The organism is Labilibaculum antarcticum (assembly GCF_002356295.1).
In the GTDB taxonomy this organism is placed as follows: Bacteria; Bacteroidota; Bacteroidia; order Bacteroidales; family Marinifilaceae; genus Labilibaculum; species Labilibaculum antarcticum.
On record NZ_AP018042.1, the window covers coordinates 268,123 to 293,327 of the forward strand.

The following is a 25,205-nucleotide window of genomic DNA, read 5'->3' on the forward strand; positions in this document are numbered from 1 at the left end:
TGTTGTAAAAACAACACCTAAATTTTATTCGCTCCAAATTCTACTTTCATGGTCGATGTACCAAATTTTTCCAGACTCTCCTTTTGCATAAATTAGAAATTGCTTTTTTGTAATCTCTACTTGAATGGGGTAATCTGATTCCAATTTTTTTTGGTAGGAAGTATTTTTGTTAAAATATTGTTTCTGCTGATTATACAATCTAACAAGCTCCATTTTCAATGAATAATCTTCATCAATTTTAAAAGCATCACTTCCCTCTCCTGCCTTTGTTGTTGAAAACTGCACATAACCCCAAGTCTCTGGCTGATGCATTGCAACAACTCCTTGCGGAGACCACACCCAATTGTGTTCCGGATAAGATTTTCCTGTTTCAGGATCAATACACTTTGCATAAGCTCCCTTCTCTGCTTTCACATCCCAATTTACACGGGAAAAATTAACACGCCATTGCTCACCATTTTTTGGCTTTCGCTGTTCCGGAGCACATTGCTTTAATACTTCCCAGGGAAAAGCAATTTCCAATGTCCATTTATCATCCTTATCCGAAGAATCATTTATGGTTCCATATATAGCTACTGCCGATTTTAAGCCTTTTATATCCCAAGCATTTATTGCTGGTGCACCATCACGATATGGTTTTGCGATCAGTAAATCCCAAATGGTATTTAAAGCATTCATTTCGAACTCATAATATCTGTGATTATCCCCTTGAGGATCAATAAATACTTCGAAATCATTATCGTAAAATATAACGGTATCCCGCTGTTTTAAATTCGCCCACACATTAGGCTCATTGAGTTCAGCCGCTACATAAAAATAATCCTCATCCCATGCCATTTTCACATGTGTTTTGTATGTTGGCAAAGGTTTTGTATCTCCTTCAATATCTACAAAAGATTCAGACCAATTCACATCTCCCCACTCTAGATCATCAATAAGCCCATCAATATTTATAGGATTTGAAGTTTTATAACAGAGATATGAACTGGGATGATTTTGAGCCTTCCCCAATGAAAAAACAGTTAGTAATAAAGCTATTAGTAAAGTCGTTCTCATATAAGCCAGTGTATTTAAAATTTATTTAAATCAAACGTAAATTTATTCTTTTACTCTTTTCAAATTTAAGGATAAATCTCAGCATTCAAATCCAAACATTGCAACATTTACGGGAGTTTAAAGCCTAACCCTCCAAACCATCAATACTAATCTGGTTTAGTATGATGAAAAAAAATCAATTATTCTTACTTTTGAAAAAAAGATAAAAAATTGAACTCATGTTAGATCTACTATACAAAAGACGAAGTATTCGAAAATTTACCAATCAAGACATTGAAGCTGAAAAGCTTGACCGTATTCTGCAGGCAGCCTTATTAGCTCCCTCATCAAAAAGCGCATATCCATGTGAATTTGTAGTTATTGATGAAAAGCAGATTAATGAGAAGCTTTCAGTCTGCAAACCTCTTGGCGCTGGATTTCTAAAAAACGCAAGCTGTTCAATAATAGTGGCAGGCGATGTTACCAAAAGTGATGTTTGGATAGAAGATTGCGCCATTGCAGCCTCTTTTATACAGTTACAAGCTGAAAAAGAAGGATTAGGCACTTGTTGGATTCAAATAAGGGAAAGAGAATACAATGATGAACAATCTGCAGAATCCTATATTCAGGAAGTATTAAACATTCCTTCGAATATTAAAATACTGGCGATTATCGCTATTGGTTATAAAGATGGCGAGAAAGCTGGTCGTGACGAGACTCATCTCAAAAAAGAAAAACTCCATACTAATTCATTCTAATGCACTACCAATGAGGATCAAATTGATCCTCATTTTTTTCACCTTCCCAATTTTACTATTTTATTCCTGTTAAAAAAAAAGCTATATTGATACTTAAATATTCATACAACAAAACCTGGACTATTCTGTAATATTTAAAACATAAATTAGCAACATGAGGGTTAAAGAATATTTGATCCTGCTAACAGCCGGATTTCTTCTTATTACATCTTCCTGTAATTACAAGCAGGAAGATATTCTCACGCAGAAAGAAAGGATTTGGTTACACAATCATCCAAGTATAAAAGTTGCAGTAAGCACAACTTTCCCTCCATTCCAATTTACCGATGCAAACAATAATTCAGTTGGTATTTCAATAGATATTCTTACTCTTTTAGAGAATAACATCGGCTACAAATTTAAAAAAGCATACTACGATAACTGGAAAAATATTCTGGATGCTGGAAAAACAAAACAGGTGGATGTAATTCTGGAAATTCAGGAAACTGCAGACAGAAGAAACTACTTTCATTTCACCAAACCATTCATCTCCATTCCTCATGTCATTATCATGAGAAAAAACAATGTTGACAATATTACAATTGATGAATTGGAAAATTTACGAATCGCCGTAGTAGATAACTATGCAGTGCATGAACATTTAAAATCTTTATATCCGGAATTAAAGCTTTATCCGCTTCCGAATGATTTAGCTTGCTTGTTAGCCTTATCAAACCAGAAAGTTGATGCAGTTATAACGCAACAAGGATATGCTATTTATGAAATACACAAAGAAGTTTTATCCAACCTCCAAATTGTAGGAAATATTGGATACGACAATGAATTGGGATTTGCCATACGGAAAGATTGGGCCATGTTGACCCGAATAATCGACAAAGGACTTTCCCGTATTAGTCCAAAAGAACAAGATAAAATTCTAGATAAATGGATTCCTATTCAAGCTATTCCGTTTTATCGTACATACATCTTTAAAAGTATCGTAATTATACTCTTCATCCTTTTTATTCTAATAGGATTAACAATTTACCTATGGAATAAATCGTTACGAAGAAGTGTAGCCACTAAAACTTACCAATTAAATAAAACAAAAGATAAAGCTGAAGAAAGTAATCGACTCAAATCCTCTTTCCTTGCCAATATGTCGCATGAGATTAGAACGCCAATGAATGCAATCCAGGGATTTTCAGAACTAATCACAAGCGATGAGCTGACACAAGAACAGAAATTAAAATACTCACAAATAATAAGTGTTAATTGCGATTCCTTAAGCAAACTAATTGATGAAATTCTTGATTTATCTCAAATTGAATCCGGACTTATTTCAATCAAAAATCAAAAAATTGATCTGATTAATTGTATTGAAGAGGTAATAAATACCAATAAGCTTGCTATTCCAAAAGATAAAAACGTCCAGCTTCAATTTTCAAATTTATTAAAACAAGATTCATTCGAAATAAATACTGATCCTTTTCGATTCAGGCAAATTCTTCACAACCTTATAAATAATGCAATAAAATTCAGCAGACAAGGAAACATTACCATTAGTGTGAACTACAAAAATGCTAACGAATTGCTATTTTGTGTTAAAGATGAAGGAATTGGTCTTGAAGAAGCATCGATCCCTTTAATTTTTGATCGGTTTATGAAAATTGAAAAAGACGCTTCAATTTTGTACCGCGGATCGGGGCTGGGACTTAATATCTGTAAAAAGCTATTGGAATTAATGAATGGGGAAATTTGGGTAAAATCAACAATGGGCCATGGCTCATCATTCTATTTTACCCTTCCAATCTATTAATTCTACTTACTATGGCGCTCTACTAAAAGACGAACAACTTCTTCCAACTTATAATCTTTTGCTGCAAGAAGCACCAAATAGTGAAACATCAAATCGGCAGCTTCGCCCATAAATAGCTCTTTATCCTCATCCTTGGCTTCAATCACCAATTCAACAGCCTCTTCTCCTACTTTTTGAGCGATTTTATTGATTCCCTTTTGAAATAGGCTTGCGGTATAGGATTTTTCTGACAAATTCTTCTTTCTCTCATTAATCACCTGCTGTAACTGCAACAAAAAATCAATGGATGAAGCCTTATTCTCGTCAGCCCAACAAGTATCTGTTCCCTTGTGGCAAACAGGTCCCACAGGATCTACTTGAATCAACAAAGTATCGTTATCACAATCTAAACTCAGGTCTTTCAAGTTCAGAAAATTACCACTCTCTTCTCCCTTTGTCCACAATCTTTGCTTCGTACGACTATAAAAAGTTACTTTTCCGCTTTCAATGGTTTTTTCGTACGATTCTTTATTCATGTATCCCAACATCAACACCTTTTGTGTTTTTACGTCTTGGATAATTGCAGGAACAAGTCCTTCTCCTTTTTCGAAATCAATTTGGTTTGTCAGATCTTTAAAATTCATCTTTTATAATTGTGGTTCGTTTATATTCTAACTGGTATATCTTTACTTTTTAAATACTTTTTCAAATTGGGAATTTCTATTTCCTTAAAATGAAAAACACTGGCTGCCAAAGCGGCATCAGCCTTTCCTTCGGTAAATGTATCCGCAAAATGCTCCATATTTCCTGCTCCTCCCGAAGCTATGATCGGAATATTTATCATCTCGGATAGCTTCGCCAAAGTTTCATTCGCAAATCCATTCTTGGTTCCATCGTGATTCATGGAGGTAAATAAGATTTCACCTGCACCCAATCTCTCCGCTTCCAAAATCCAATCGAACAGGTCAATTCCTGTCGCTAGTCTTCCGCCATTCAAATAGACTTCCCATTTGCCATCAGCAAAGCGGGCATCTACAGCAACAACAACACACTGACTTCCAAATCGGGAAGCCAAATCTGATATTAGCTTTGGATTACGAACAGCTGAAGAATTTATTGATACCTTATCAGCACCGGCATTCAAAAGAATCCCAACATCTTCAGGAGTAGAAATTCCGCCACCAACAGTAAAAGGTATATTTAGCTCTTTGGCTACTTTTTGAACCAAATCGACAAGTGTTTTCCTCTTTTCATGAGTGGCTGTAATGTCTAAAAAGACCAATTCGTCGGCTCCCTGTTCTGCGTAGTAGGCAGCCAACTCGACAGCATCACCCGCATCTCTTAAATCAACAAAGTTAACTCCCTTAACTGTTCTTCCGTCTTTTACATCCAAACAGGGTATTATTCGTTTCGACAGCATACTTTACAGGATAAATTCGTTAACTAATTCGTTCATATCAATTCGCTTCTCGTAAATCGCCTTACCAATAATCACGCCCCAACAACCAATCTCATTCAAAATGCGAACATCTTCAATGTTACTAACTCCACCACTTGCCACCAATTCCAAATTTGGAAATTCTTTCATTACAGATTGATACAACTCAACGGCAGGTCCTTGCAACATTCCATCTTTCGAAATGTCGGTACAGATTACTGTTTTCACACCTTTTTTCTGATAATTATCCAAAAATTTGAACAAGTGATAATCGGAATCTTCTTTCCATCCCGAAATTGAAACCATTTCGTTTCGAACATCGGCTCCCAGAATCATTTTTTCAGATCCGTATTTCTCCATCCATTTTTCGAACAGTTCAGGATTTGAAACGGCAATACTTCCACCAGTGACCTGATTGGCTCCGCATTGAAAAGCCAATTCAATATCTTCATCAGATTTCACTCCTCCTCCAAAATCAATTTTCAGATTGGTTCCTGAAGCTACTCTTCGCAGTACTTCCGAATTGCAAATATGTCCTGACTTTGCACCTTCCAAATCGACCAAATGCAGACGGGTAATTCCTAATTCTTCAAAACCTTTAGCTACCTGTAATGGATCTTCACTATATACTTTTTCGGTATCGTAATCTCCTTTTGTTAGTCGCACGCATCGTCCTTTTATGGTATCGATGGCTGGTATTATTTTTATTCTGCTCATGATGTTTTCTATAAATTGACAAAATTCTCCAAGATCTTCACTCCTACCGATCCCGATTTTTCAGGATGAAACTGACAGGCATAGAAATTATCTTTCTGAAGAGATGCACTAAAATCTAAAATATAGTTGCACGAAGCAACAGTTTCTTCGGAACAGGGAACATAGTAGGAATGTACAAAATAAGTGTACTCTTTTTCCTGAACACCATCAAACAAGCTTCCTTTCAACTCATCCAACTGATTCCATCCCATGTGAGGCACTTTGCGTTCATTGGTAAAGCGTTTTACTTGGAGTGGAAAAATGCCCAATCCTTTTGTATTGCTTTCTTCGGAGCTTTCACACATCAGCTGCATTCCCAAACAAATACCCAACACAGGTTGTGTCAATTGAGGGATCAATTTATCCAAACCATTCTTGCGTAGTGAATTCATTGCCCAGGCAGCTTCACCAACTCCCGGAAATATTACTTTGTCTGCACTGCGAATCACTTCCTCATTATTCGAGACAACAGGAGTAATTCCCAGACGTTCTAAAGCATATTTTACAGATTGAATATTTCCTGCATCATAATCGATAATTACAATTTTCTGATCCTTCATATCTATAATGTTCCTTTTGTTGATGGCAACTGTAAGCAGTTAGCGTCTCGGCGAATCGCCATACGAATGGCTCTTGCCAATGCCTTAAAAATGCCTTCTATTTTATGATGCTCGTTTTGTCCTTCTGCCTTAATATTCAAATTACAGGAAGCGCCATCGGAGAATGATTTAAAAAAGTGGTAAAACATTTCAGTTGGCATTTCACCAATCATCTCCCGATTGAATTCAGCTTCCCAAACCAACCAGTTTCTTCCACCAAAATCAATAGCAACCTGCGCCAAACAATCATCCATTGGCAAACAGAAACCATAACGATCTAATCCCAATTTGTTTCCAAGTGCTTGTTTAAACGCTTCTCCCAAAGCAATTGCAGTGTCTTCTATGGTGTGATGTTGATCAACTTCCAGATCTCCTTTTACAATGACGCTCAAATTAACTCCGGAATGTTTTGCAATCTGATCGAGCATGTGATCGAAAAATCCGATGCCCGTATCAAATGTTCCTTTTCCTTCACCATCCAAATCCAAAACAATTTTTATTTTCGTTTCGTTGGTATTTCTTTCAACAATCGCAGTTCTCTCACTTAGACGTAAAAATTCATATATTTTCTCCCACGACTCAGTGCGCAATTCAATACATGCCTCTAATTCCTGTTTAGAATCAGACAACTCATCATCTCCAATATTTCCACTTGATGAAATAAAGATGGCCTTTGCATTCAAATTCTTTGCCAATTCAACATCAGTCCAACGATCCCCAATTACAAATGAGTTCTCCAAGTCATATTCTTCCGAAAGATACTTGGTCAACAAGCCCGTAGCAGGTTTTCTTGTTGATGCATTTTCATGCGGAAAAGTTTTATCGATACACACATCCGAGAATTCGATTCCTTCCCTTGAAAATGCCTGTATCATTTTATTCTGAGCTGGCCAAAATGTATCTTCAGGGTATGAATCGGTTCCCAAACCATCCTGATTGGTTACCATCACCAATTCAAAATCAAGCTGCTTTACAATTTTAGCAAGACCATTAAAAACGCCAGGATAATAGTCCAATTTCTCCAAACTATCAACTTGAAAATCCACAGGAGGCTCAAGAATCAAAGTTCCATCTCTATCTATGAAGAGAACTTTCTTTTTTGCACTTATATCCTTCATGATTTCGATTCAAATTTCGTTAATGTATTTTTCAATATTTCATTTTCCTCACTTGTGCCGACACTAATCCGAACACAACCTTCCAATGTTATTATTTTTGAGCGATCTCGAATAATAATTTCATCCGCAAGCAAATAATTATACAAGCCTTTTGCATCATTCACACGCACCAAAATAAAATTAGCATCGCTAGGATATACTTTCTCAACGAAACTTAAACCACTCAAAAAAGTCGATAGCAGATCTCGCTCCTTAACAATAGTACTTACCTGCTCATTGCAATCATCAACGGCTTCGAGCAATTCAAATGCTTTGGTCTGAGTGAGACAATTTACGTTATAAGGAGGTTTTATTCGATTCAGAACATCAATGATTTCTTTCGATGCCAAACCAATTCCTAAACGAATCCCTGCCATTCCCCAAGCTTTCGATAAAGTTTGTAAAATCACCAAATTGGGGTAGTCAGTCAATTTATCCACTAAGGTTTTACCTGGAGCGAAATCAATATATGCTTCGTCAACAATAACAATCCCTTGAAATTTATCCAGCAATTCAAGAATCTTACTTTCATCTAATAAATTTGCAGTCGGATTATTTGGCGAGCACAGAAACAGCATTTTTGTGTTATCGTCAGCGGAGGAAAGAACAGCGTCAACATCAGGCTGAAAATTTGCATCTAACTGCACTTCTTTGATCCCAACCGCATTTACGCCTGCAGCAACTTCGTACATTCCGTAAGTTGGTGTGCAAATAATTACATTATCGATATTCGGCTCACAAAATACTCTATAAAGCAGGTCAATAACTTCATCACTTCCATTTCCAAGAATCATATTTTCAGGATTCACATCTTTCAAATCTCCTAAACGTACTTTTAAAGCCCTTTGCAAAGGATCAGGATATCGATTCACTCCATTTTCATAAGGATTTTCGTTGGCATCCAAAAAGACAGATCCTTTTCCCGTAAATTCATCTCTAGCTGAAGAATACGGCACTAGTTTTTTCACGTTCTCCCGAACCAATTTGTTCAAGTCTATACTTGATTTTATTTTTGATCCCATTATGAGTTTGTTTTAATCTTGTTCAACCGAACGGTTACGGCATTGCAATGAGCATCCAACTGTTCCGCTTTTGCCATTATTTCAATTACCGGACCCAGATTTAAAAGTCCTTCCTCACTTATTTTTTGAAAAGTAATGTTCTTCATGAAAGATTCGAGACTGACCCCGGAATATGCTTTGGCATAACCGTTTGTTGGTAAGGTATGATTGGTTCCGGAAGCATAATCGCCTGCACTTTCAGGAGTGTAATTCCCTAAAAAGACAGAGCCTGCATTTCTGATTCCATTAAGTAATGAGCCTTCCTCTTTTACCGAAATAATTAAATGTTCCGGTCCGTACTCATTACTTATTTCAAGAGCTTCCTCCTGTGATTTCACCAAAATAATTTTGGAGTTTTCCAAAGCCTTGGCTGCAACATTTCTTCTGGAAAGAACGTTCAATTGCTTTTCAAGTTCTTTCTCAACACCTTCAATTAAACCCTCAGCCCAAGTGACCAGCACAACCTGACTATCAGCACCATGTTCAGCCTGAGACAATAAATCGGCAGCAACGAATTCGGCATCTGCTGTTTCATCTGCCAAAACCATCACCTCCGATGGCCCGGCAGGCATATCAATAGCCACTCCTATTCTATTTGCCCGCTGCTTGGCTGCAGTCACATATTGATTTCCGGGTCCAAATATTTTATGAACTTTTGGTATTGATTCAGTTCCGTATGCCATTCCACCAATCGCCTGAATTCCACCAACCTGAAATACACGATCTACACCAACCAATTTGCAAGCATATAATATTGCCGGATTAATTTGACCATCCTTCCCTGGGGGAGTGCATAGAATAACTTCATCACAACCGGCCAATTTTGCAGGAATTCCCAACATCAATACAGTTGAAAATAAGGGTGCACTTCCACCTGGCACATACAAACCAACCTTTTCAATTGCCGTAGACTTCCGCCAACAGAGAACCCCTTCGCTGGTTTCAATTTGCTTAGATTCTTGAAATTGTGCGCTGTGAAAAGTGGCAATATTCTTTGCGGCAACCGCCAATGCTTTTTTTAATTCCGCATCAACCATATTTTCCGAAGCATCAATAGCTGCTCGACTAACTTCCGTTGTATCAATTTTGACACCATCGTATTGCAAAGTGTATTTAAACAATGCTGTATCACCATCACTTTTAATTTCTCCAAAAACCTGATTCACGACACCTTCCAATTCATCTACATTAAAAAGCGGGCGACTTAAAATATCATTCCAAGATTCTTTCGACGGGTATTTTATTACTTGCATTTTCGTAGGAATTAAACTTACAATACCATTTTCTGAATAGGAATAATCAATATCCCTTCTGCTCCATTTATCTTTAATTGATCAATGACTCCCCAGAAATCGTTCTCATTTATTACAGAGTGAATCGAACTCCATCCTTCTTGAGCCAAAGGTAAAACTGTTGGACTTTTCATTCCTGGCAATACCTTTATAATGTCATCAATTTTATCATTAGGGGCATTCAGCAGAATGTACTTGTTATTTTTTGCCGCTAAAACAGACTTCATCCTAAATAGTAAGCGATCTAAGATTGCACTCTTCAGATTACTAATATCCTTATTCGCAACCAAACAGGCCTCTGAAACCAAAACTTCTTCAACCTCAACCAGTCCATTTTTGAAGAGCGTACTTCCAGAACTCACCAAATCGCAAATTCCATCGGCTAAACCAATATTAGGAGCAATTTCAACAGAACCGGAAATTACGTGAATATCACAATCTAAATTATTAGCATCTAAAAATTGTTTTAAAGAATTAGGATAAGATGTGGCTAATTTTTTTCCATTAAAATACTCTAATCCGGTATACTCTACATCTTTTGGTAAGGCCATTGCCAAGCGGCATTTCGAGAATCCGAGCTTCTGAAGAATCTCAAGTTCCTTTTGCTTCTCGATAACTACATTCTCACCTATAATAGCAATATCGGCTACTCCATCCTGAACATACTGAGGAATATCTGAATTTCTTAGGTATAAAACTTCAAGTGGAAAATTGGAAGCGTTTGCTTTCAATTGATCCTTTCCATTATCAATAGAAATTCCACATTCTTTCAAAAGTCTCAATGAATCTTCCTGTAGTCTTCCTGATTTCTGTACTGCAATTGTTAATTTTTCTCCCATGGTTAAAAATTTTGGTGCCTCCTGATATCAGTTTAGGCCATAAAAAAACGCCCTACTGTTACCAGCGGGCGTTTAAATGTTAGTTAAAATATCTTTATAAATACTGCATAACATCCTCAGCTCACCGATTGGTAAGTATAATGATGATGATGATGTGTTGCAGTAAATGTCATTTATCTCTTTTTAGTATGCCACAAAGATTAAGAAATTATTTTAAGCATCCAAATCTTTGATACAAACAATTACATTAATATAAGATTAAATTAACCCCACCCCCATAAAGCAAGAGCCTATAAACACATCCACCCTCACTCCAATTCAGAACAATCATAGAAATGGGGTGTGTTCCGAAAAAAACATACTTTTTTCGCCCAACACCCCCTTTCGGAATCGTTATAAATGTAAAAAACATCATTTTTTAGAAATTACCCCCTCTTTTTTGATTGTTGTTTTGATTTTTTTGATACTTTTACAGAGTCAACAGGTGAAAACAAGGGGGTGACATTGAAAAAACAGACAAAATTAAAATCCCACCCCCTTTTCATGATGGGTCGATTTAAAAAAAAACATTATTACTAACTATTATAGAAAACCTAAATTTTTACCACATGCAAAATCATCATTCAGGTCTTCGAAACAAAACCACAGTTCATTTCGAAGAAAAAAAAGAGAAATCCCCTTCTTCAATTTTTCGACAACGGTCGAATTTACGCTTGGTCTAAACCCGAAACCCGAGATTCCTTAATCCGGGGAGTCTCGGTGTTTCAATCAGACAGAAGTAAAAAAAATGATTTTAGAAACGACAAAAACAATTGGTTTATGAAAAAGATCGAAGCAATTATCCGTAAAACGAAATTTGAAGACGTAAAGAAAGGCCTGCACAACATAGGGATAGATTATCTATCATTCTGGGATGTTAGAGGTGTAGGAAAATCAGTAGAAGAAAGAGTTTACCGAGGTGTAATCTACGACACCAGCAGTATTGAAAGGACATTAGTCTCTTTTATTGTGCGAGATAAATATGTTGATAGCTGCGTTGTCACCATTCGTGAAAATGCTTTCACCGGTGAAATTGGAGATGGAAGAATCTTCGTTTACAATGTAGAGGATGCTTTCCGCATTCGAACAGGAGATTCAGGTGATCGTTCACTATACGACGAAGAGTAATCAACTACTAATTTTTCACAATTTAAATTACCTATTATGGAAGAAATACTTACTTTAAATACTTTACAAGCAGCCGTTACTGAAACGGGACACTCAATTGATGTTGTTTGGGTTTTATTAGGAACCGCACTTGTTATGTTTATGCAGCCAGGATTTGCCATGGCTGAAGCTGGTTTTACCAGATCAAAAAACACAGCCAACATCCTCATGAAAAATCTTGTTGATTTTGCTGTTGGATCCATTGCATTTTTCTTTATCGGATACGCTCTAATGTTCGGAACTGATATTGGAGGATTAATTGGAAAGCTTCCATTTATGGAAGATGTAAGACCTGATATCGATTTATCATTTTTAATGTTCCAAACCGTTTTTGCAGCAACCGCAGCCACAATTGTATCCGGTGCTGTTGCTGAAAGAACAGAATTCAAAGCCTATGTGCTTTTTAGTATTTTTACGACTGCTATTGTATACCCAATTTCGGGACACTGGATTTGGGGTGGTGGATGGTTAAGCGAACTTGGCTTTCATGATTTTGCCGGATCTACCGTTGTTCATTCGGTTGGAGCATGGATGGGATTGGTTGGAGCCGCAATGATCGGTCCCAGAATTGGAAAATACAATGGGAAAGTAAATGCAATTCCTGGACATAACCTTACATTTGCCGCCCTTGGTGTATTTATTCTGTGGTTTGGTTGGTTTGGTTTTAATGCTGGCTCTCAGTTAGCAGCTAACGGAACGGCAAACACTATTGCAATATCTCATATTTTCTTAACAACCAATCTATCTGCTGCAGCAGGTACCTTGACTGCATTAATAATCAGCTGGATGCGCTACAAACGCCCTTCCCTTTCGTTAAGTTTGAATGGCTCATTGGCAGGTTTAGTGGCGATAACTGCAGGTTGTGATATCGTATCACCAGAAGCAGCGATTATTATTGGAATACTAGCAGGAACAGCTCTTGTATTTGGAGTTGAATTTTTCGACAGAGTTTTACGAATAGATGATCCGGTAGGCGCTATAAGTGTGCACGGTATTAATGGAGCTCTTGGAACAATTTTAGTAGGATTTTTCGCCAAAGAAGGTGGTGTATTCTACGGAGGAGGTTTCACTTTACTAGGAGTTCAGGTATTAGGAGTTGTTGCTGTTGCAGCATGGGCCTTAGGAACAGCATTTATCATCTTTAAAGTTTTGCAAAAAACAGTTGGACTAAGAGTATCTGCTCGTGTCGAAGAAGAAGGTTTGGACATTTACGAACATGGAGAAAAAGCATACCAATAACACTTACTAATAAACTCGTTTCTCATAAATGGCAAGGCAGAATTACTGTTCCTTGCCATTTTATTTTGCTTCTGTATGTTTTTATTCAATATACTTTGTAATTTCATATGAAATTCAGCGTTAACTTAGTCTGAGTAATTTCAATTACTTTAAACCAAATAAAATTTGAATCAAATGAAGAAAGTAAATGTATTTTTATTGGCCTGTTTTTTTCTAGTGCTAAGCATTGGACAATCCGGATGTTATGGACCTTTTCGCCTAACAAAAAATTTGCATGAATGGAATGGTACCGTTGGTGACAAATTTATTAATGCTTTGGTCTTTTTTGCTTTTATCGTAATTCCAGTATACGAAGTTGCCGTTTTCGTTGATGGCGTTGTATTAAATACAATTGAATTTTGGACTGGAGATAATCCTATTGCAATGAGCGAAAATGACAAAGATGTTCAAATTGTAAAAAAAGACGGCAATAAATACCGTATTACAGCCACTCAAAATAAATTTCACATCGAACAACTCCAAGGTGCGAACAAAGGGGATACTGCGGAATTGATTTTTTCTCCTGAAAATAACTCATGGAGCCTAAAAGATGGCAATAAGGAACTTCAAAAACTGGTAGATCTAAACGTAGAAGCGAATCTAATTCACATCTACAAACCTGATGGCCAGGTTGTAACTTTTGACCAAAACACAAATAATCTTGCATTCATTAAAGCTCAACTTGAAACAGAATCATTAAACTGGGCGCAAAAATAAGCAACAAGCCCCAAACTGAAATTAAAAACAGCTTTGGGGCTTTAGCATAAAATATTAGCTCCTAAAATTTTTTTCCTTTAACTGATAAATGTAACTTTATTTGCAATCGATTCAATTTTAGGACAATATGTATACAAAAGAAATTCAATGTATCAGAAGTATTTTTTCAAAGTACTTTTTTGTCCTGCTATTACTTTTATTAAATTTATCCGTTTTCAGCACACCGCTCAGGATATCTCGTGAAAACGACAAGATAACTCTACAACTTAAATACTTCCATCAATTTCAATTTGCCGGCTATTATGCGGCCGTTCACAAAGGATTTTATGCCGATGCGGGACTAAGTGTCGAATTAATTGAAGGAGGCACAATTAACTCAATAAATAAGGTCCTCAGCGGAGAGGCTGATTACGGTATCGCAGCGAATGATTTATTAATAGAACGTGTAAACAACAAACCGCTTGTTTTACTCGCAGCCATATTCCAAAGTTCCCCATCTGTATTTATTTGTCTGAAAGAATCAAACATTCATACAGCGCACGATCTGATCCACAAAAAAATAATGCTGTTGGATGAATACAGAGATCCTGAACTAATGGCTATTTTCTACAAAGAAGGCATCCATATAAATGACATCAACCGAATTTCAACAACTTACAACATCAATGATTTAATTGATGGGAAAACAGATGTTTTAAATGCCTACACTACTAACGAGGCGTATTATCTGGAAGAAAAAAACATCCCCTACACGATTATATCGCCAAAAACGTATGGAATTGATTTTTATGGCGACTGTTTATTCACAAGCGAAAAAGAGATAGCAAACAATCCGGAAAGAGTTAAAGCGTTTTTGGAGGCAAGCAAAAAAGGCTGGGAATATGCATTAGAGAATCAGGATGAAATCATCGATTTAATTCTTTCGGAATACTCGGTTAACAAAAGCCGAAAACATCTGGAGTTTGAAGCAGATCAAATTAAAAAATTAATTCTAAACGAATATGTAGAGATTGGTCACATCAACCCAGGCAGATGGGATAATATTGCCGAAATATGCTCTAAAATGGGGATGATCCCAAGAAACTACGATTTAACCGGTTTTATATACCAGCCAGAAAAATACGAAACCCCCACTTGGCTAAAATGGACTCTTGGAATTGTTATTTCTCTTAGTATTATTGTAATTGCTATGTCATCTTATCTGTTTTTTTTCAATAAACAATTGAAAAAGGCTGTTAAGAAGCAAACTTCCAGTTTAAGTCAAAAAAATATTGAATTACAATCTGAAATATCAGAAAGAATCCGAACTGCAGCCGCTTTAAAGCAATCTGAAAAGAGATTTCGTGAGATGATTGAAAATCTTCCATCAGGAGCCATGTTGGTAGAAAAAGATGAAAGCTTATTCACCAATAAAAAAGTCTTTGAAATAACCGGCTATACCAATTCGGAGTTGTCGAATATCAACTCGTGGTTTACTACCCTTTACCCAGAGAGCAAGAAGGAAAACATTCAAATATACCTGGAAAACAAAATCAACAACTTTAAAAATACATCCATAGCCAGCATAAAATGTAAAAATGGCGAGAGCAAGCAAGTTGAATTCCATGCCTATAAATTTGACAATAAGGAAATTTGGCTGATGAATGACATATCAGAAAGATTAAAAACTGAAAATGCTCTGATCTCAAGCGAAAATAAACTAAGAACTTACATAGAGGAATCTCCTAACGGATTGGTCATTTTCAATTCAAACGCAAAGGTGAATTTTGCCAACAAGGCATTTATTGACCTGGTAGAAATTCCAGAAGAAAATTTGAATCAGGCATTCCTGCCCGATTTCTTTTCGCCCACACAACTAAAACAAAACCAAGATCTTTTTAACCAACTATTAACTAAAGGTAAAACCCAAGGAGAAATAGTTCTTCGAACAACTGCAGGGAAAGATATCACCGTATACATAAGTGCTGTTGAGTTAATTAACCAAGAATTCCTTGCTTTTATTGTTGATATATCTGCAATAAAAGCAGTAGAGTACAAATTAACCTTAGCCTTACAACAAGCAGAAGAAAGTGACCGGCTAAAATCTGCATTCTTGGCTAATATGAGTCATGAAATACGAACTCCTATGAATGGTATTTTAGGCTTTAGCCAGTTACTGTTAAAAGAGAATCTCAGCCAGGAGAAAAAAGAAAAATACATCGACATACTAACACAAAATGGAAAACAACTTTTAGGAATTATCGATAACATTATCGATATCGCTTATCTGGAAGTTAATCAACTAAAAGTAAATCTTTCCATTTTTTCCATCCAAAAACTGCTTAACGATCTGCAACTATTATTTGGAATCGATAAAAACCGATACAAGAAAGATCATTTAGAAATGGTTTTTAACAATACAATCTCTGAAGAGCAAGATCAGATATGTTCCGACCACGGGAAAATAAAACAGATTCTTATCAACTTAATTAATAATGCCCTTAAATTCACCGAAACAGGGACAATTACCATTAGCTCACGAATTGAAAACACCATACTATCCATTACAGTAGAAGATAGCGGGATTGGCATACCTCTGGAAAAACAAAGCATAATTTTTGAACGATTCGGGCAAGTAGAAAACATTTATACCCGTCAATTTGGTGGCGCAGGCTTGGGACTGCCTATTTCAAAAGGATTAATAGAACTTTTGCATGGTGAATTGCATTTCGAATCCAAAGCAGGAATTGGTTCCAGATTTGAATTTCACATTCCCATAACCAGAAATAAAGAGAAGATAAGAACAAGCAAATTAGAAACCATCAGCTACATTTGGAACCACAAGAAAATTCTTATAGTAGAAGATGATGACACCAGCATTGTCTTTTTAAAAGAACTATTTACCAAAACAAATGCAGAGATATCGGTTTGCTACAATGGACAGGAAGCTATTGACAAATGTCAATCAGGATATATTCCCGATTTAATTCTAATGGATATACAGCTACCTAAAATAAGCGGAATTGAGGCGACAAGCATCATTAGAAAAAGCCTCACAACTACGCCAATAATAGCTCAAACCGCATATACATCAAACAAAGACAAGGAGCAGGCGCTAAAAGCAGGCTGTAATGATTATTTGTCAAAGCCACTGGAACCAAACCAATTATTCGATCTTATCAATCAGTATTTTACGACTTCGACTTGATCTTTTTTATTTGTGTTTTAGTTTTATCTTTCTGATGAAGAAATCCCTTGCGTTCCATTTTTCCCCAGCTTCTATTTCCCATTAAATATTCAATATTCCCTTTTACAGCATAAAACAAACTAATTGGATGAAGAATAAATGGTTCTAATAAAGCAGCTACCCACAAGCGAAAAACATCCATTTTTCGCTCGTAACGATGAAAAGTCAATTCCTCATACAAAATTGCCCAAGTGGAGAAAAATACGGCAAAAGTATAGACAAACAAAGAGGTGATCAAAATAAAATTCAGACTCAGATTGTCTGTAAAAAATAAAATAATCATGTAAATAATACCCAGTACTTCCACAAGAGGAGCCAGCCATTCGAATAAAAACCAATAAGGATACCCCAACAAGCCCATCGCACCATATTGTGGAGAAAGGAATATTTTCGAATGATCGGTCAGAGTTTCAATCGTTCCACGTGTCCATCGGCTTCGCTGACGACCAAATACTCTTACATCCACAGGAGCTTCAGTCCAACACAATGGGTCCGGAACATATTCGATCTTATATTTTTCGCGATTCTCGGACATATATCTTCGAATCCTAACCACCAACTCCATATCTTCACCAATAGAATGAGCATATCCGCCACTTTGAACCACCACATCCCGGTCGAACATCCCCATTGCTCCGGAAATAATAATCAATCCATCAAGCTGAGCCCAAGCCATTCTGCCCATTAAGAATGAACGCGTGTATTCCAAAACCTGCATTCTGGCCAAAATGTTCTTAGGGACCTTAACATCGGTTATTCTTCCATTTTTAACCATGCATGAATTAGCAATCCGCACAACACCACCTGCAGCAATAACTCTTCTGTCTGTCCTTTCTAAAAATGGTTTCACTAACTTCAATACAGCATCAGGCTCCAAAATTGAATCTGCATCAATCGCCATAAATAAAGCATTTTTCGAAACATTAATTCCGGCATTTAAAGCATCAGCTTTTCCACCATTTTCTTTATCAACAACCACTAAATTGGAATATGTGGAAAGCATCGATTTATAAATTCCCCTCACCTCCTTGGCGGGAATTTCCATATTAACAGCAAAATCAACCTTCTCTAATTTAAAGGCTTTTTGCAGATCTTCAAAAGTTGAATCTGTACTCCCATCATTAATAACGATCACTTCAAAATTGTTATAATGAATCGTGTAAATAGACTCAACATTATCAACAATGTTTTTAGACTCATTAAAAGCAGGGACAAGCACCGAAACCGAAGGTGCTAAAGGAGAATCAAGGATAACATTGTAATCTACAAAACTATTCTTCTTCAAATAATAATTTAAAGAAATCCCCGAAATAATGCTCAATACTGTATAACTAAAGATCAAAAGAAATGCATAGGAAATAAAAATCCTATCCAAAAAATAACTTATAAATCTTATAAACTCGTCGTAATTCATATTCGTGGATCTAAAACATGCTTAATTATCCTCTTCAATTCCTCATCTCCATTTTCAGCAAGAACTTTCAATTTTTCCTGACCTGATTCACCAATTAGAGCAAGAGACTTACAGCACTCCATCCTTATCTTAAACTCTTCATCATTGCTTTTTTTAACTAAGAAATCCATTTCACTTTCCAAGCGCAATTGACCAATTGATCGTATAATATTAATTTGATTAGGCAGCTCCTCCAAAACGAAAAGTTCTTTAAGCTTAACTACGGCTTCTTTACTCTCTAAATCAACCAGCGTTCTAATTACTTTTCCTTTCACTAAATCATTTTCATGATTCAACAACTCCATCAATTTTGGTACCGACTCTCGTTGTTTTAATATACGAATCATATCCAAACAGAACATCACAACAGAATCATTCCAATGATCAAGCCACAAAGTAAACTCAGGAATTTCAATTCTATTTTTACGAATCAAATCGAATACATTGATTTGCTCCCAAACAGTAAATGGCTTTTCCTGAGAATCTAAAAAGGCAAAGGGCACAAAAGGCAGCAACTTAATCAAACCCAACTGACTTTCAATTCTAAGGATTTCATTAGGTTTTTGAAGAAAATCCATAATGTATTTATTATCTTTTTTCACCCTCATGTGACTGAGCTCACGAATTCCCCTAATTTTATGATGCCATCTCTTGCGAAGTTTACGACTGGAATCTTCATTTAGCTTCATATCCAGATACAACGTTCTAATTTGATTACTAACCACTTTATTCTCAGCAGTATCAATAGCAATTAAAACGGAAGTAATTACCTTTCTATGAAATTTCGATTTAATCCTTTTCAAATCAGACAACTCTTTGTCAGACAAATCATCGATCAGAAACCGAACAACTAGCTTGGAGTACTTTTGAATTAATAATTTCTTTTTATTCTTACGATAGGTGATGTATAACTTTGAAAACAAGATAGATGGAAGCAATAAAACCAATGCAGTAAAGAAACCAATGATCATGTAAATGATCAATCGATTCAATACATTATAGGGTAAACGCTCAAATATATACTCAATAAACGAGTGAATTCTCTCGAAGAACATCTTGAAAGAATCAAAGAAAACAAGCATAACATCGAGCATACCAGCAGTATATTCGAAAACACTTATTAAATTGATATGTAGAAATTGCAATTGCATCTTACTGATTTCCCTCCTCTTTAATTCCCAACTCTTTTTTCACAGCCTTTATTCGTTGCTTAATAAACGATTCCAAACCAGGTATAAAGGCACCTGCGTCATTCTCATCTCCAATTGATGACTTAATATTCTTCTCGAATTCCGCATTGCTATACATCTTATGAGAATCATAATATACTGAGCGTCTAATTTTTCTTGCTAAGACTTCAATCTCATTACTCAAAGCTCTATTGGTAAATTTATCCTTTACTAAATAGGCAATATAATCGGTATAAAATTTTCGATATTCCGCCTTGCTAAAAAGTAGTTTTGTTAATGGATGATCAAATGAATCATGTTCATAAAATACGCTTAAATTTTCCGCTTCATTTAAGTTAAAAACCGGACTAAAGGCACATAATGCATAATTTCCATCGTATGGAATCCACTCAAACTTTTTAGTTCTTGTATTTTTATACAGGTAATAATTGTGTGGATAAAGCAGATTGTATGTATCTACATTTAAAAATAAACTGCTAATCGCAAAAATCTTCAAACAACTTTCCACATTAAAAACATCGTCAATTTTAAGTGAATCTGAGCTTGCCATTCCGCTCGTTCCATTAATCACCCGAATCAACTCCATTAAATGAGTATAATCATTTGCCGATTCATTTTTATTCTTGTAATCCTGCTCATACAACAACTGATCTTCACCCAAATAGGTAAAGGTTGAATTGGGCTCTCCCTTAAAAAACGCACCTTTCTTATTTTGAAAATTTCGCTCCAGAAAACCTCTGTCAACCTCCTCTGTTACTAAATAAAGACCCAAATGTTCTCCATTAAAATAAACGTTCGCATAGGTGCAACGCGGAACCGGCAAGCCTTCTTCTCTCATAAAATCGAGATATAGCTTTTCCCTCATAAAACTAGGATCCCTAAAAGCATTATTCAGATTTATTGTCTTTAAACCATCCAACTTTTGCTTTTTAATAAATTCTCCAAATTTAATTTTCAGCGATTTTTTCTTTCCCGGATAAAAATCAAAAGATGATTCTCCCTTTATGCGCACCCCACAACTAAAATATTGATTTCCATCTACCATGACATTCCCTTGCAAATAACGCCTGATACTTAGAGAATCCCTTTCCTTTTTCATCACAAATAAACTATCCCAAGCCGCACACTGGAGAAACTGAATACGAATTTCATGAATGATATCTGCATCAAACATTCGCCCTCCGGCAAGACTATCCTTTTGACCCGAATTTTCATTAGAAAACGTCAAGCTTGGATATAAAATGAACAAAATTACAATTTGTAATAATCTATGCATAACACACTAAAATTGATACGATAACTTCGCAGACAAGGAAAGTATATTTCGCTTCTTGTCAATCCGATACTCTTCCCGCTCATAACCAAATTTTAATAGGTACAGCAAGCGATCTGTCCACAATCGATCCTGATAAGACAGTCTGAATCTTTTACTTTTGTATTTATATACACCTATGGAAGAAAGGTTTACCCATGATTCATCAGGTGAGACTCCGGTGGCTAATTCAAGTCCAATATAATTCTTTGAATCTCTTAAATATCTTCTCGTTGTTAACCAATAAGACTGAGAAACAGTACCGCTTTTTGGGGTAAGGTAGGAACGAAATGAAAACCAGTAATTCCTGTAATATTTCCCTACTGATGCTGTATAAATGAAAATATTCTTATTTCTTCCATCAGAATTAAAATAAAGAAACCGCATACCTCCTGAAACTTCAAATGCTTTAGGCAATTTGTGATACAATTCAGCACCTGCCCTATGTGTGGGAAATAAATTATCGGGAGAATAGCCATAGTTCAAATAAGCATAGCTCTTTTTGGAAACACGAGGATATGCATCAACTTCGAATTGTTTTGCCACTTCATTTGACCAAAAGCTCTCTTCATCAGAAATTAAGTCGCCCAAATTGACCTTTCCAATAATACTTCCCCAAGCATTACGCCGGTCTAATTGGAAGGAACTCAGGTGCCACTTTCTCGTGTATGGCTCATTAAAATATTCGTAATCATGCTGATAAATTGCTTTGTAAATCATACGGGACGACTTGTATTTTTTCATCAAAGCCAATCCGTCTTCACTACTTGGGTTTAGTACCAATAATTCATCCAACACTTGTAAAGACTTATTCTCATCACCGATATCTTGCAACAAACTTACTTTCTGAACTAAAAAAGCCTCTTCATTGGGAAAGAACGACTGCCCGTACTCGCAATAAAAAATTGCCTTGTTGGGATCTCCCGCCCATTTCTCCAGGTCAATCATGGCAAAAATGGCATCACTATTATCAAAATCTACGTCCAATACTTTTTGCAATTGCTCTCTTCCCGCCTTAAAATCTTTATCCCAGGCGAAAGTTCTTCCGATCAATATTCCAGCATCGTAAAAGTCGGGATTTTGTTTCAAAATCTCATAACAAATGCTTCTGGCTTCTTCACGATCCCCAGCAAATGCTAATTCTCTGGCACGTTTAAAATCATCAGAGCTAGTTCTTCCAGGCTCTACAGTTTCCTGAGCAAAGCTTTGGTTAATTAAGCAAAATAATATAAGTACAATAAGAGATAGAGATTTTACCATCCAAAATATATTATGTATTCGTTAAAAAATCAAAATCACAAAACAGAACCCAAATATCCTGCTTTAATTTCACAACACCAAAAAATTAAGTTCAATCCACAAAAACAGGATTACGACTTTTTACTGCTGATATACTATCCATTACAGTCTCCATAAATGGACGGTAATATTTCCAAAAAAACATTTTCCTGTCCTTAACCTGATTTGCATTGTAAAACGCCCCGCTAAATTTATTCACCCCATTAAAGTAGGATGAATAGATCCCCATTTCATTATCTGAAAAATCGCAGGCAAAATAAATAAAGCGATAATCTTTATCGTGTTCAAGAATTGCAGGAAACCTTTTGGGCAGATTGAACCGATCCAATAAAGCCTGTCCCTCCTTATTCACATCTAAGTTAAACGATGCTAAAACATGATTGCGCGAATCTGTTGAATTGATATCAAACCAAAACGGATAATATATTGATTCAGGAACATTGTATTGCAATTGTGTACTCAATTCACTCTCCAACACCGGAAAACGCCTGTTTAAATGTTTTTTAGCATCCAGAATAACAATTCTCTCTTTATTATCAACTAAAACAATTCCCGCATTTCTAAAATCATATTTTTTACTGTAATTCTTTTCATACAATTCCGGCACCCATCGTGGAATTTCAGGATCGACAAGTGTGTCCAGAGTGTTGTAATATTTACCAACCCAACCACTCCATTTTACGCCCAATAATTGCTCTGTTTGCTTACGAATGACTTCGGAGGTAGGTGAAGCGAAAAAATTAAATTCCGCAATAATCGTTTTCCCTTTTCTCTTCATCTCCCGCAACAGATTAAACTCGGAGAGCTGCAGTCCGCCATAAAATAAGGATATGGTATCCTTTCCATAATCCGGATGATCTTTCCAATTGGAATTGTAAATTCCGTATGTATCAGCAAAAAATGCAAGGTCCAGGGAATCTGCAAGCTCAGCCAAACCTTTCTTTTCGAGAATTCGCAAATCTTTTATGATGTACTTACCATCTTCTCCGGGGTGAAAGCCATAAAAATCCTCCGCGAAATTATACTCCTCTCCACTAGCTTTTACCCATCGCTTTTGGTTGGCAACCCAAAAAAAAGATAAGTGCTCCGAATAATTCTCGTTTGGCGTTGTTTTATCAACAACCAAAAGATTTATAGGAACCTTGTCTTTTAATTTCCAGCTAATCCATGAAATAACAGGAATCAGTAAAAATAAGAAAATAATTATTCGTAGTAATTTCCACATTCGCTATTTTTCTTTTAAATTACTTGCAATATTTAACTTTTTAACGGTTTTGTGTACTATTAAGTTAGCTTTATTTGACAAGCTATTTTTATTTGTAGATGTAAGGCTATTTTTTAAGCTTGACTGTATTTTGATTACTAATTAAAAGTGGAACATATCTGGGATTAAATCGCATTATTCATATAGTAAAGAATTATATTTTTCCATGAAAAAATTAATTAAGGCAACATTTTTACTCCTAACAGGAATCTTTTTTCTTAGCTCTACTACTTATGCAATCTTGAATAATTAGTAAGTTATGGAGAACGAAAAAAACACGGTCAAATGCCAATGTAATACCTTACATAATAGCTTACGTGTTATTCCGATATAATAAAATAGGAAGCTATGTTGAGCTTGACGTACCCGATCACTGATTTTATTAGGAGAGCATACAGCCTGTTTCGTGAATCGGGAAACACCTCTGTAATTAGTCGTGAAAATGCAGCCCACTAATTTATCCAATCGGTATTATTACCAAAACACAGAGAATCAAGAGGAAACTATGAAACAAAAATTAGCCGTCGTTTCAACAAGCGGAAACCGGGAGGTGGCGCTTAAAATGGTGTTTATGTACACTTACAATGCGAAAAAAACACTTGGTGGGACCAGGTTAATCTAATTATTTGGGGACCTTCGTCAAAACTGTTAAGTCAAGATAAAGAACTTCAAACTTACATTGGTAAAATGCAGGAAGAAGGAATATCAATTTTTGCATACAAAGCTTGCGCTGATATGTATGGTGTTTCACCTAAACTCAAGAAATTGGGGATAGCTGTAAAGTTCATGAGAGAACCACTTACCGGATATCTTCAAAAAAACGATAAAACAATCACCTTTTAACAACACAACATGCTGAATAATAGTATATATGAGTTCCTTCTCGAACTAAGAGAGAATAACAACAGAGATTGGTTTCATGCGAATAAAGAAAAATACGATAAGGCAAAGAAAGATTTTGAACTTTTCGTTGAACTTAGTATAGAACAAATAAAAGACATTGATCCAGACATATCAGGCTTACACGCGAAAGACTGCATTTTCAGGATTTTTCGTGATGTAAGATTTTCTAAAGATAAACGTCCTTATAAAACACATTTCGGAGCCTTCCTTGCAAAAAGTGGCCGAAAAAGCAGATATGGAGGTTACTACATTCATATAGAACCGGAAGCAAGCTTTTTAGGTGGTGGTTGCTACATGCCTGCACCCAATGTTCTTAAAGCCATTCGCGAAGAAATATTCCAAAATCCACTTGAATTCAAAGAAATCATCACCAATAAAGAATTTATCTCGCATTTCCCTGAAATGTATGGTGACAAACTAAAGACTGCTCCCCGGGGTTATCCTAAAGATTTTAAATACATTGATCTGCTTAATTTTAAAAACTACGCTGTTGGTAAAACAATACCGGATAAAATCGTACAATCCGAGCAATTTCCAATTGAGATTTCTAAATGCTTCTCAAGCTTGCATACACTTAATGCCTATTTAAATAATATTGTGGAGGATATATAATACTCAACTATCTTTTTATGTTGAAATAAGTTC

22 protein-coding genes are annotated in these 25,205 nt (G+C 35.9%); 8 read left to right on the forward strand and 14 right to left on the reverse strand.

Annotation, left to right across the window (positions count from 1 at the left end; genetic code table 11):
• Nucleotides 1–24: 24 nt before the first annotated feature.
• Nucleotides 25–1,056, reverse strand: a complete 1,032-nt coding sequence (locus ALGA_RS01005; protein ID WP_096427530.1) for a carbohydrate-binding family 9-like protein — start codon at nucleotides 1,054–1,056, stop codon at nucleotides 25–27.
• A gap of 218 nt (nucleotides 1,057–1,274) precedes the next feature.
• Here ALGA_RS01005 and ALGA_RS01010 point away from each other — a divergent pair, with 218 nt between their 5' ends.
• Nucleotides 1,275–1,793, forward strand: a complete 519-nt coding sequence (locus ALGA_RS01010; protein WP_096427531.1) for a nitroreductase family protein — start codon at nucleotides 1,275–1,277, stop codon at nucleotides 1,791–1,793.
• A 154-nt stretch (nucleotides 1,794–1,947) separates the two neighbouring features.
• On the forward strand, nucleotides 1,948–3,591 hold the full coding sequence (locus ALGA_RS01015) for an ATP-binding protein (RefSeq protein WP_096427532.1): 1,644 nt from the start codon (nucleotides 1,948–1,950) through the stop codon (nucleotides 3,589–3,591).
• 2 nt (nucleotides 3,592–3,593) lie between these two features.
• Here ALGA_RS01015 and hisIE read toward each other — a convergent pair whose 3' ends face one another.
• The 8 genes from hisIE to hisG are packed head-to-tail and all read right to left on the reverse strand — an operon-like array spanning nucleotide 3,594 to nucleotide 10,712.
• Nucleotides 3,594–4,214 (reverse strand): bifunctional phosphoribosyl-AMP cyclohydrolase/phosphoribosyl-ATP diphosphatase HisIE, encoded by a 621-nt coding sequence (hisIE, locus tag ALGA_RS01020; protein WP_096427533.1) that lies wholly within the window; start codon nucleotides 4,212–4,214, stop codon nucleotides 3,594–3,596.
• A gap of 20 nt (nucleotides 4,215–4,234) precedes the next feature.
• Nucleotides 4,235–4,990 carry an imidazole glycerol phosphate synthase subunit HisF gene (gene hisF, locus ALGA_RS01025; RefSeq protein ID WP_096427534.1) on the reverse strand — a complete coding sequence of 252 codons (756 nt, stop codon included), beginning with the start codon at nucleotides 4,988–4,990 and terminating at the stop codon, nucleotides 4,235–4,237.
• A gap of 3 nt (nucleotides 4,991–4,993) precedes the next feature.
• The gene (gene hisA, locus ALGA_RS01030) at nucleotides 4,994–5,725 is read right to left on the reverse strand and encodes a 1-(5-phosphoribosyl)-5-[(5-phosphoribosylamino)methylideneamino]imidazole-4-carboxamide isomerase (RefSeq protein ID WP_197705661.1); all 732 of its coding nucleotides are present in this window, start codon (nucleotides 5,723–5,725) and stop codon (nucleotides 4,994–4,996) included.
• Between the two features lie 8 nt (nucleotides 5,726–5,733).
• Nucleotides 5,734–6,324, reverse strand: coding sequence for an imidazole glycerol phosphate synthase subunit HisH (gene hisH / locus ALGA_RS01035; protein ID WP_096427535.1), 591 nt, complete (start codon nucleotides 6,322–6,324; stop codon nucleotides 5,734–5,736).
• 2 nt (nucleotides 6,325–6,326) lie between these two features.
• Entirely contained in the window at nucleotides 6,327–7,481 is a 1,155-nt protein-coding gene (gene hisB, locus ALGA_RS01040; RefSeq protein ID WP_096427536.1) for a bifunctional histidinol-phosphatase/imidazoleglycerol-phosphate dehydratase HisB, read from the reverse strand.
• Nucleotides 7,478–8,542, reverse strand: a complete 1,065-nt coding sequence (gene hisC, locus ALGA_RS01045) for a histidinol-phosphate transaminase (RefSeq protein ID WP_096427537.1) — start codon at nucleotides 8,540–8,542, stop codon at nucleotides 7,478–7,480. Before hisC ends, hisB begins: the two co-directional genes overlap by 4 nt.
• Nucleotides 8,542–9,834 carry a histidinol dehydrogenase gene (gene hisD, locus ALGA_RS01050; RefSeq protein ID WP_096427538.1) on the reverse strand — a complete coding sequence of 431 codons (1,293 nt, stop codon included), beginning with the start codon at nucleotides 9,832–9,834 and terminating at the stop codon, nucleotides 8,542–8,544. Before hisD ends, hisC begins: the two co-directional genes overlap by 1 nt.
• 17 nt (nucleotides 9,835–9,851) lie before the next feature.
• Nucleotides 9,852–10,712 (reverse strand): ATP phosphoribosyltransferase, encoded by an 861-nt coding sequence (gene hisG / locus ALGA_RS01055; RefSeq protein ID WP_096427539.1) that lies wholly within the window; start codon nucleotides 10,710–10,712, stop codon nucleotides 9,852–9,854.
• An 819-nt stretch (nucleotides 10,713–11,531) separates the two neighbouring features.
• Here hisG and ALGA_RS01060 point away from each other — a divergent pair.
• From ALGA_RS01060 to ALGA_RS01075, 4 genes are all read left to right on the forward strand, one after another.
• Entirely contained in the window at nucleotides 11,532–11,879 is a 348-nt protein-coding gene (locus tag ALGA_RS01060) for a P-II family nitrogen regulator (protein WP_096433308.1), read from the forward strand.
• A 36-nt stretch (nucleotides 11,880–11,915) separates the two neighbouring features.
• Nucleotides 11,916–13,157, forward strand: a complete 1,242-nt coding sequence (locus tag ALGA_RS01065; RefSeq protein WP_096427540.1) for an ammonium transporter — start codon at nucleotides 11,916–11,918, stop codon at nucleotides 13,155–13,157.
• Between the two features lie 174 nt (nucleotides 13,158–13,331).
• A complete protein-coding gene (locus tag ALGA_RS01070) occupies nucleotides 13,332–13,913 on the forward strand; it encodes a DUF3332 domain-containing protein (protein ID WP_096427541.1) in 582 nt (193 codons plus the stop codon).
• Nucleotides 13,914–14,040: 127 nt separating this feature from the next.
• Nucleotides 14,041–17,100, forward strand: coding sequence for an ABC transporter substrate-binding protein (locus ALGA_RS01075; protein WP_096427542.1), 3,060 nt, complete (start codon nucleotides 14,041–14,043; stop codon nucleotides 17,098–17,100).
• Here the strand turns inward: ALGA_RS01075 and ALGA_RS01080 are convergent.
• The 5 genes from ALGA_RS01080 to ALGA_RS01100 all read right to left on the reverse strand — a co-directional run bounded on the left by ALGA_RS01080 (nucleotide 17,084) and on the right by ALGA_RS01100 (nucleotide 23,618).
• Entirely contained in the window at nucleotides 17,084–18,553 is a 1,470-nt protein-coding gene (locus tag ALGA_RS01080; protein WP_096427543.1) for a glycosyltransferase family 2 protein, read from the reverse strand. The genes ALGA_RS01075 and ALGA_RS01080 overlap by 17 nt on opposite strands.
• On the reverse strand, nucleotides 18,550–19,647 hold the full coding sequence (locus ALGA_RS01085; protein ID WP_162845358.1) for a HEAT repeat domain-containing protein: 1,098 nt from the start codon (nucleotides 19,645–19,647) through the stop codon (nucleotides 18,550–18,552). The genes ALGA_RS01080 and ALGA_RS01085 overlap by 4 nt, the downstream gene beginning before the upstream one ends.
• A 97-nt stretch (nucleotides 19,648–19,744) precedes the next feature.
• Complete coding sequence (locus tag ALGA_RS01090; RefSeq protein ID WP_096427545.1) at nucleotides 19,745–21,058, reverse strand: CotH kinase family protein; 1,314 nt, start codon at nucleotides 21,056–21,058, stop codon at nucleotides 19,745–19,747.
• 6 nt (nucleotides 21,059–21,064) lie between these two features.
• Complete coding sequence (locus ALGA_RS01095) at nucleotides 21,065–22,354, reverse strand: YaiO family outer membrane beta-barrel protein (protein ID WP_096427546.1); 1,290 nt, start codon at nucleotides 22,352–22,354, stop codon at nucleotides 21,065–21,067.
• 91 nt (nucleotides 22,355–22,445) lie between these two features.
• The gene (locus ALGA_RS01100; protein ID WP_096427547.1) at nucleotides 22,446–23,618 is read right to left on the reverse strand and encodes a hypothetical protein; all 1,173 of its coding nucleotides are present in this window, start codon (nucleotides 23,616–23,618) and stop codon (nucleotides 22,446–22,448) included.
• A 726-nt stretch (nucleotides 23,619–24,344) separates the two neighbouring features.
• Between ALGA_RS01100 and ALGA_RS23125 the strand changes: the two genes are divergently transcribed.
• A complete protein-coding gene (locus ALGA_RS23125) occupies nucleotides 24,345–24,500 on the forward strand; it encodes a hypothetical protein (protein ID WP_197705662.1) in 156 nt (51 codons plus the stop codon).
• Between the two features lie 9 nt (nucleotides 24,501–24,509).
• Nucleotides 24,510–25,172: a DUF2461 domain-containing protein gene (locus tag ALGA_RS01110; RefSeq protein ID WP_096427548.1), complete on the forward strand. Its 663-nt coding sequence runs from the start codon at nucleotides 24,510–24,512 to the stop codon at nucleotides 25,170–25,172.
• The last annotated feature ends 33 nt before the right edge of the window (nucleotides 25,173–25,205 follow it).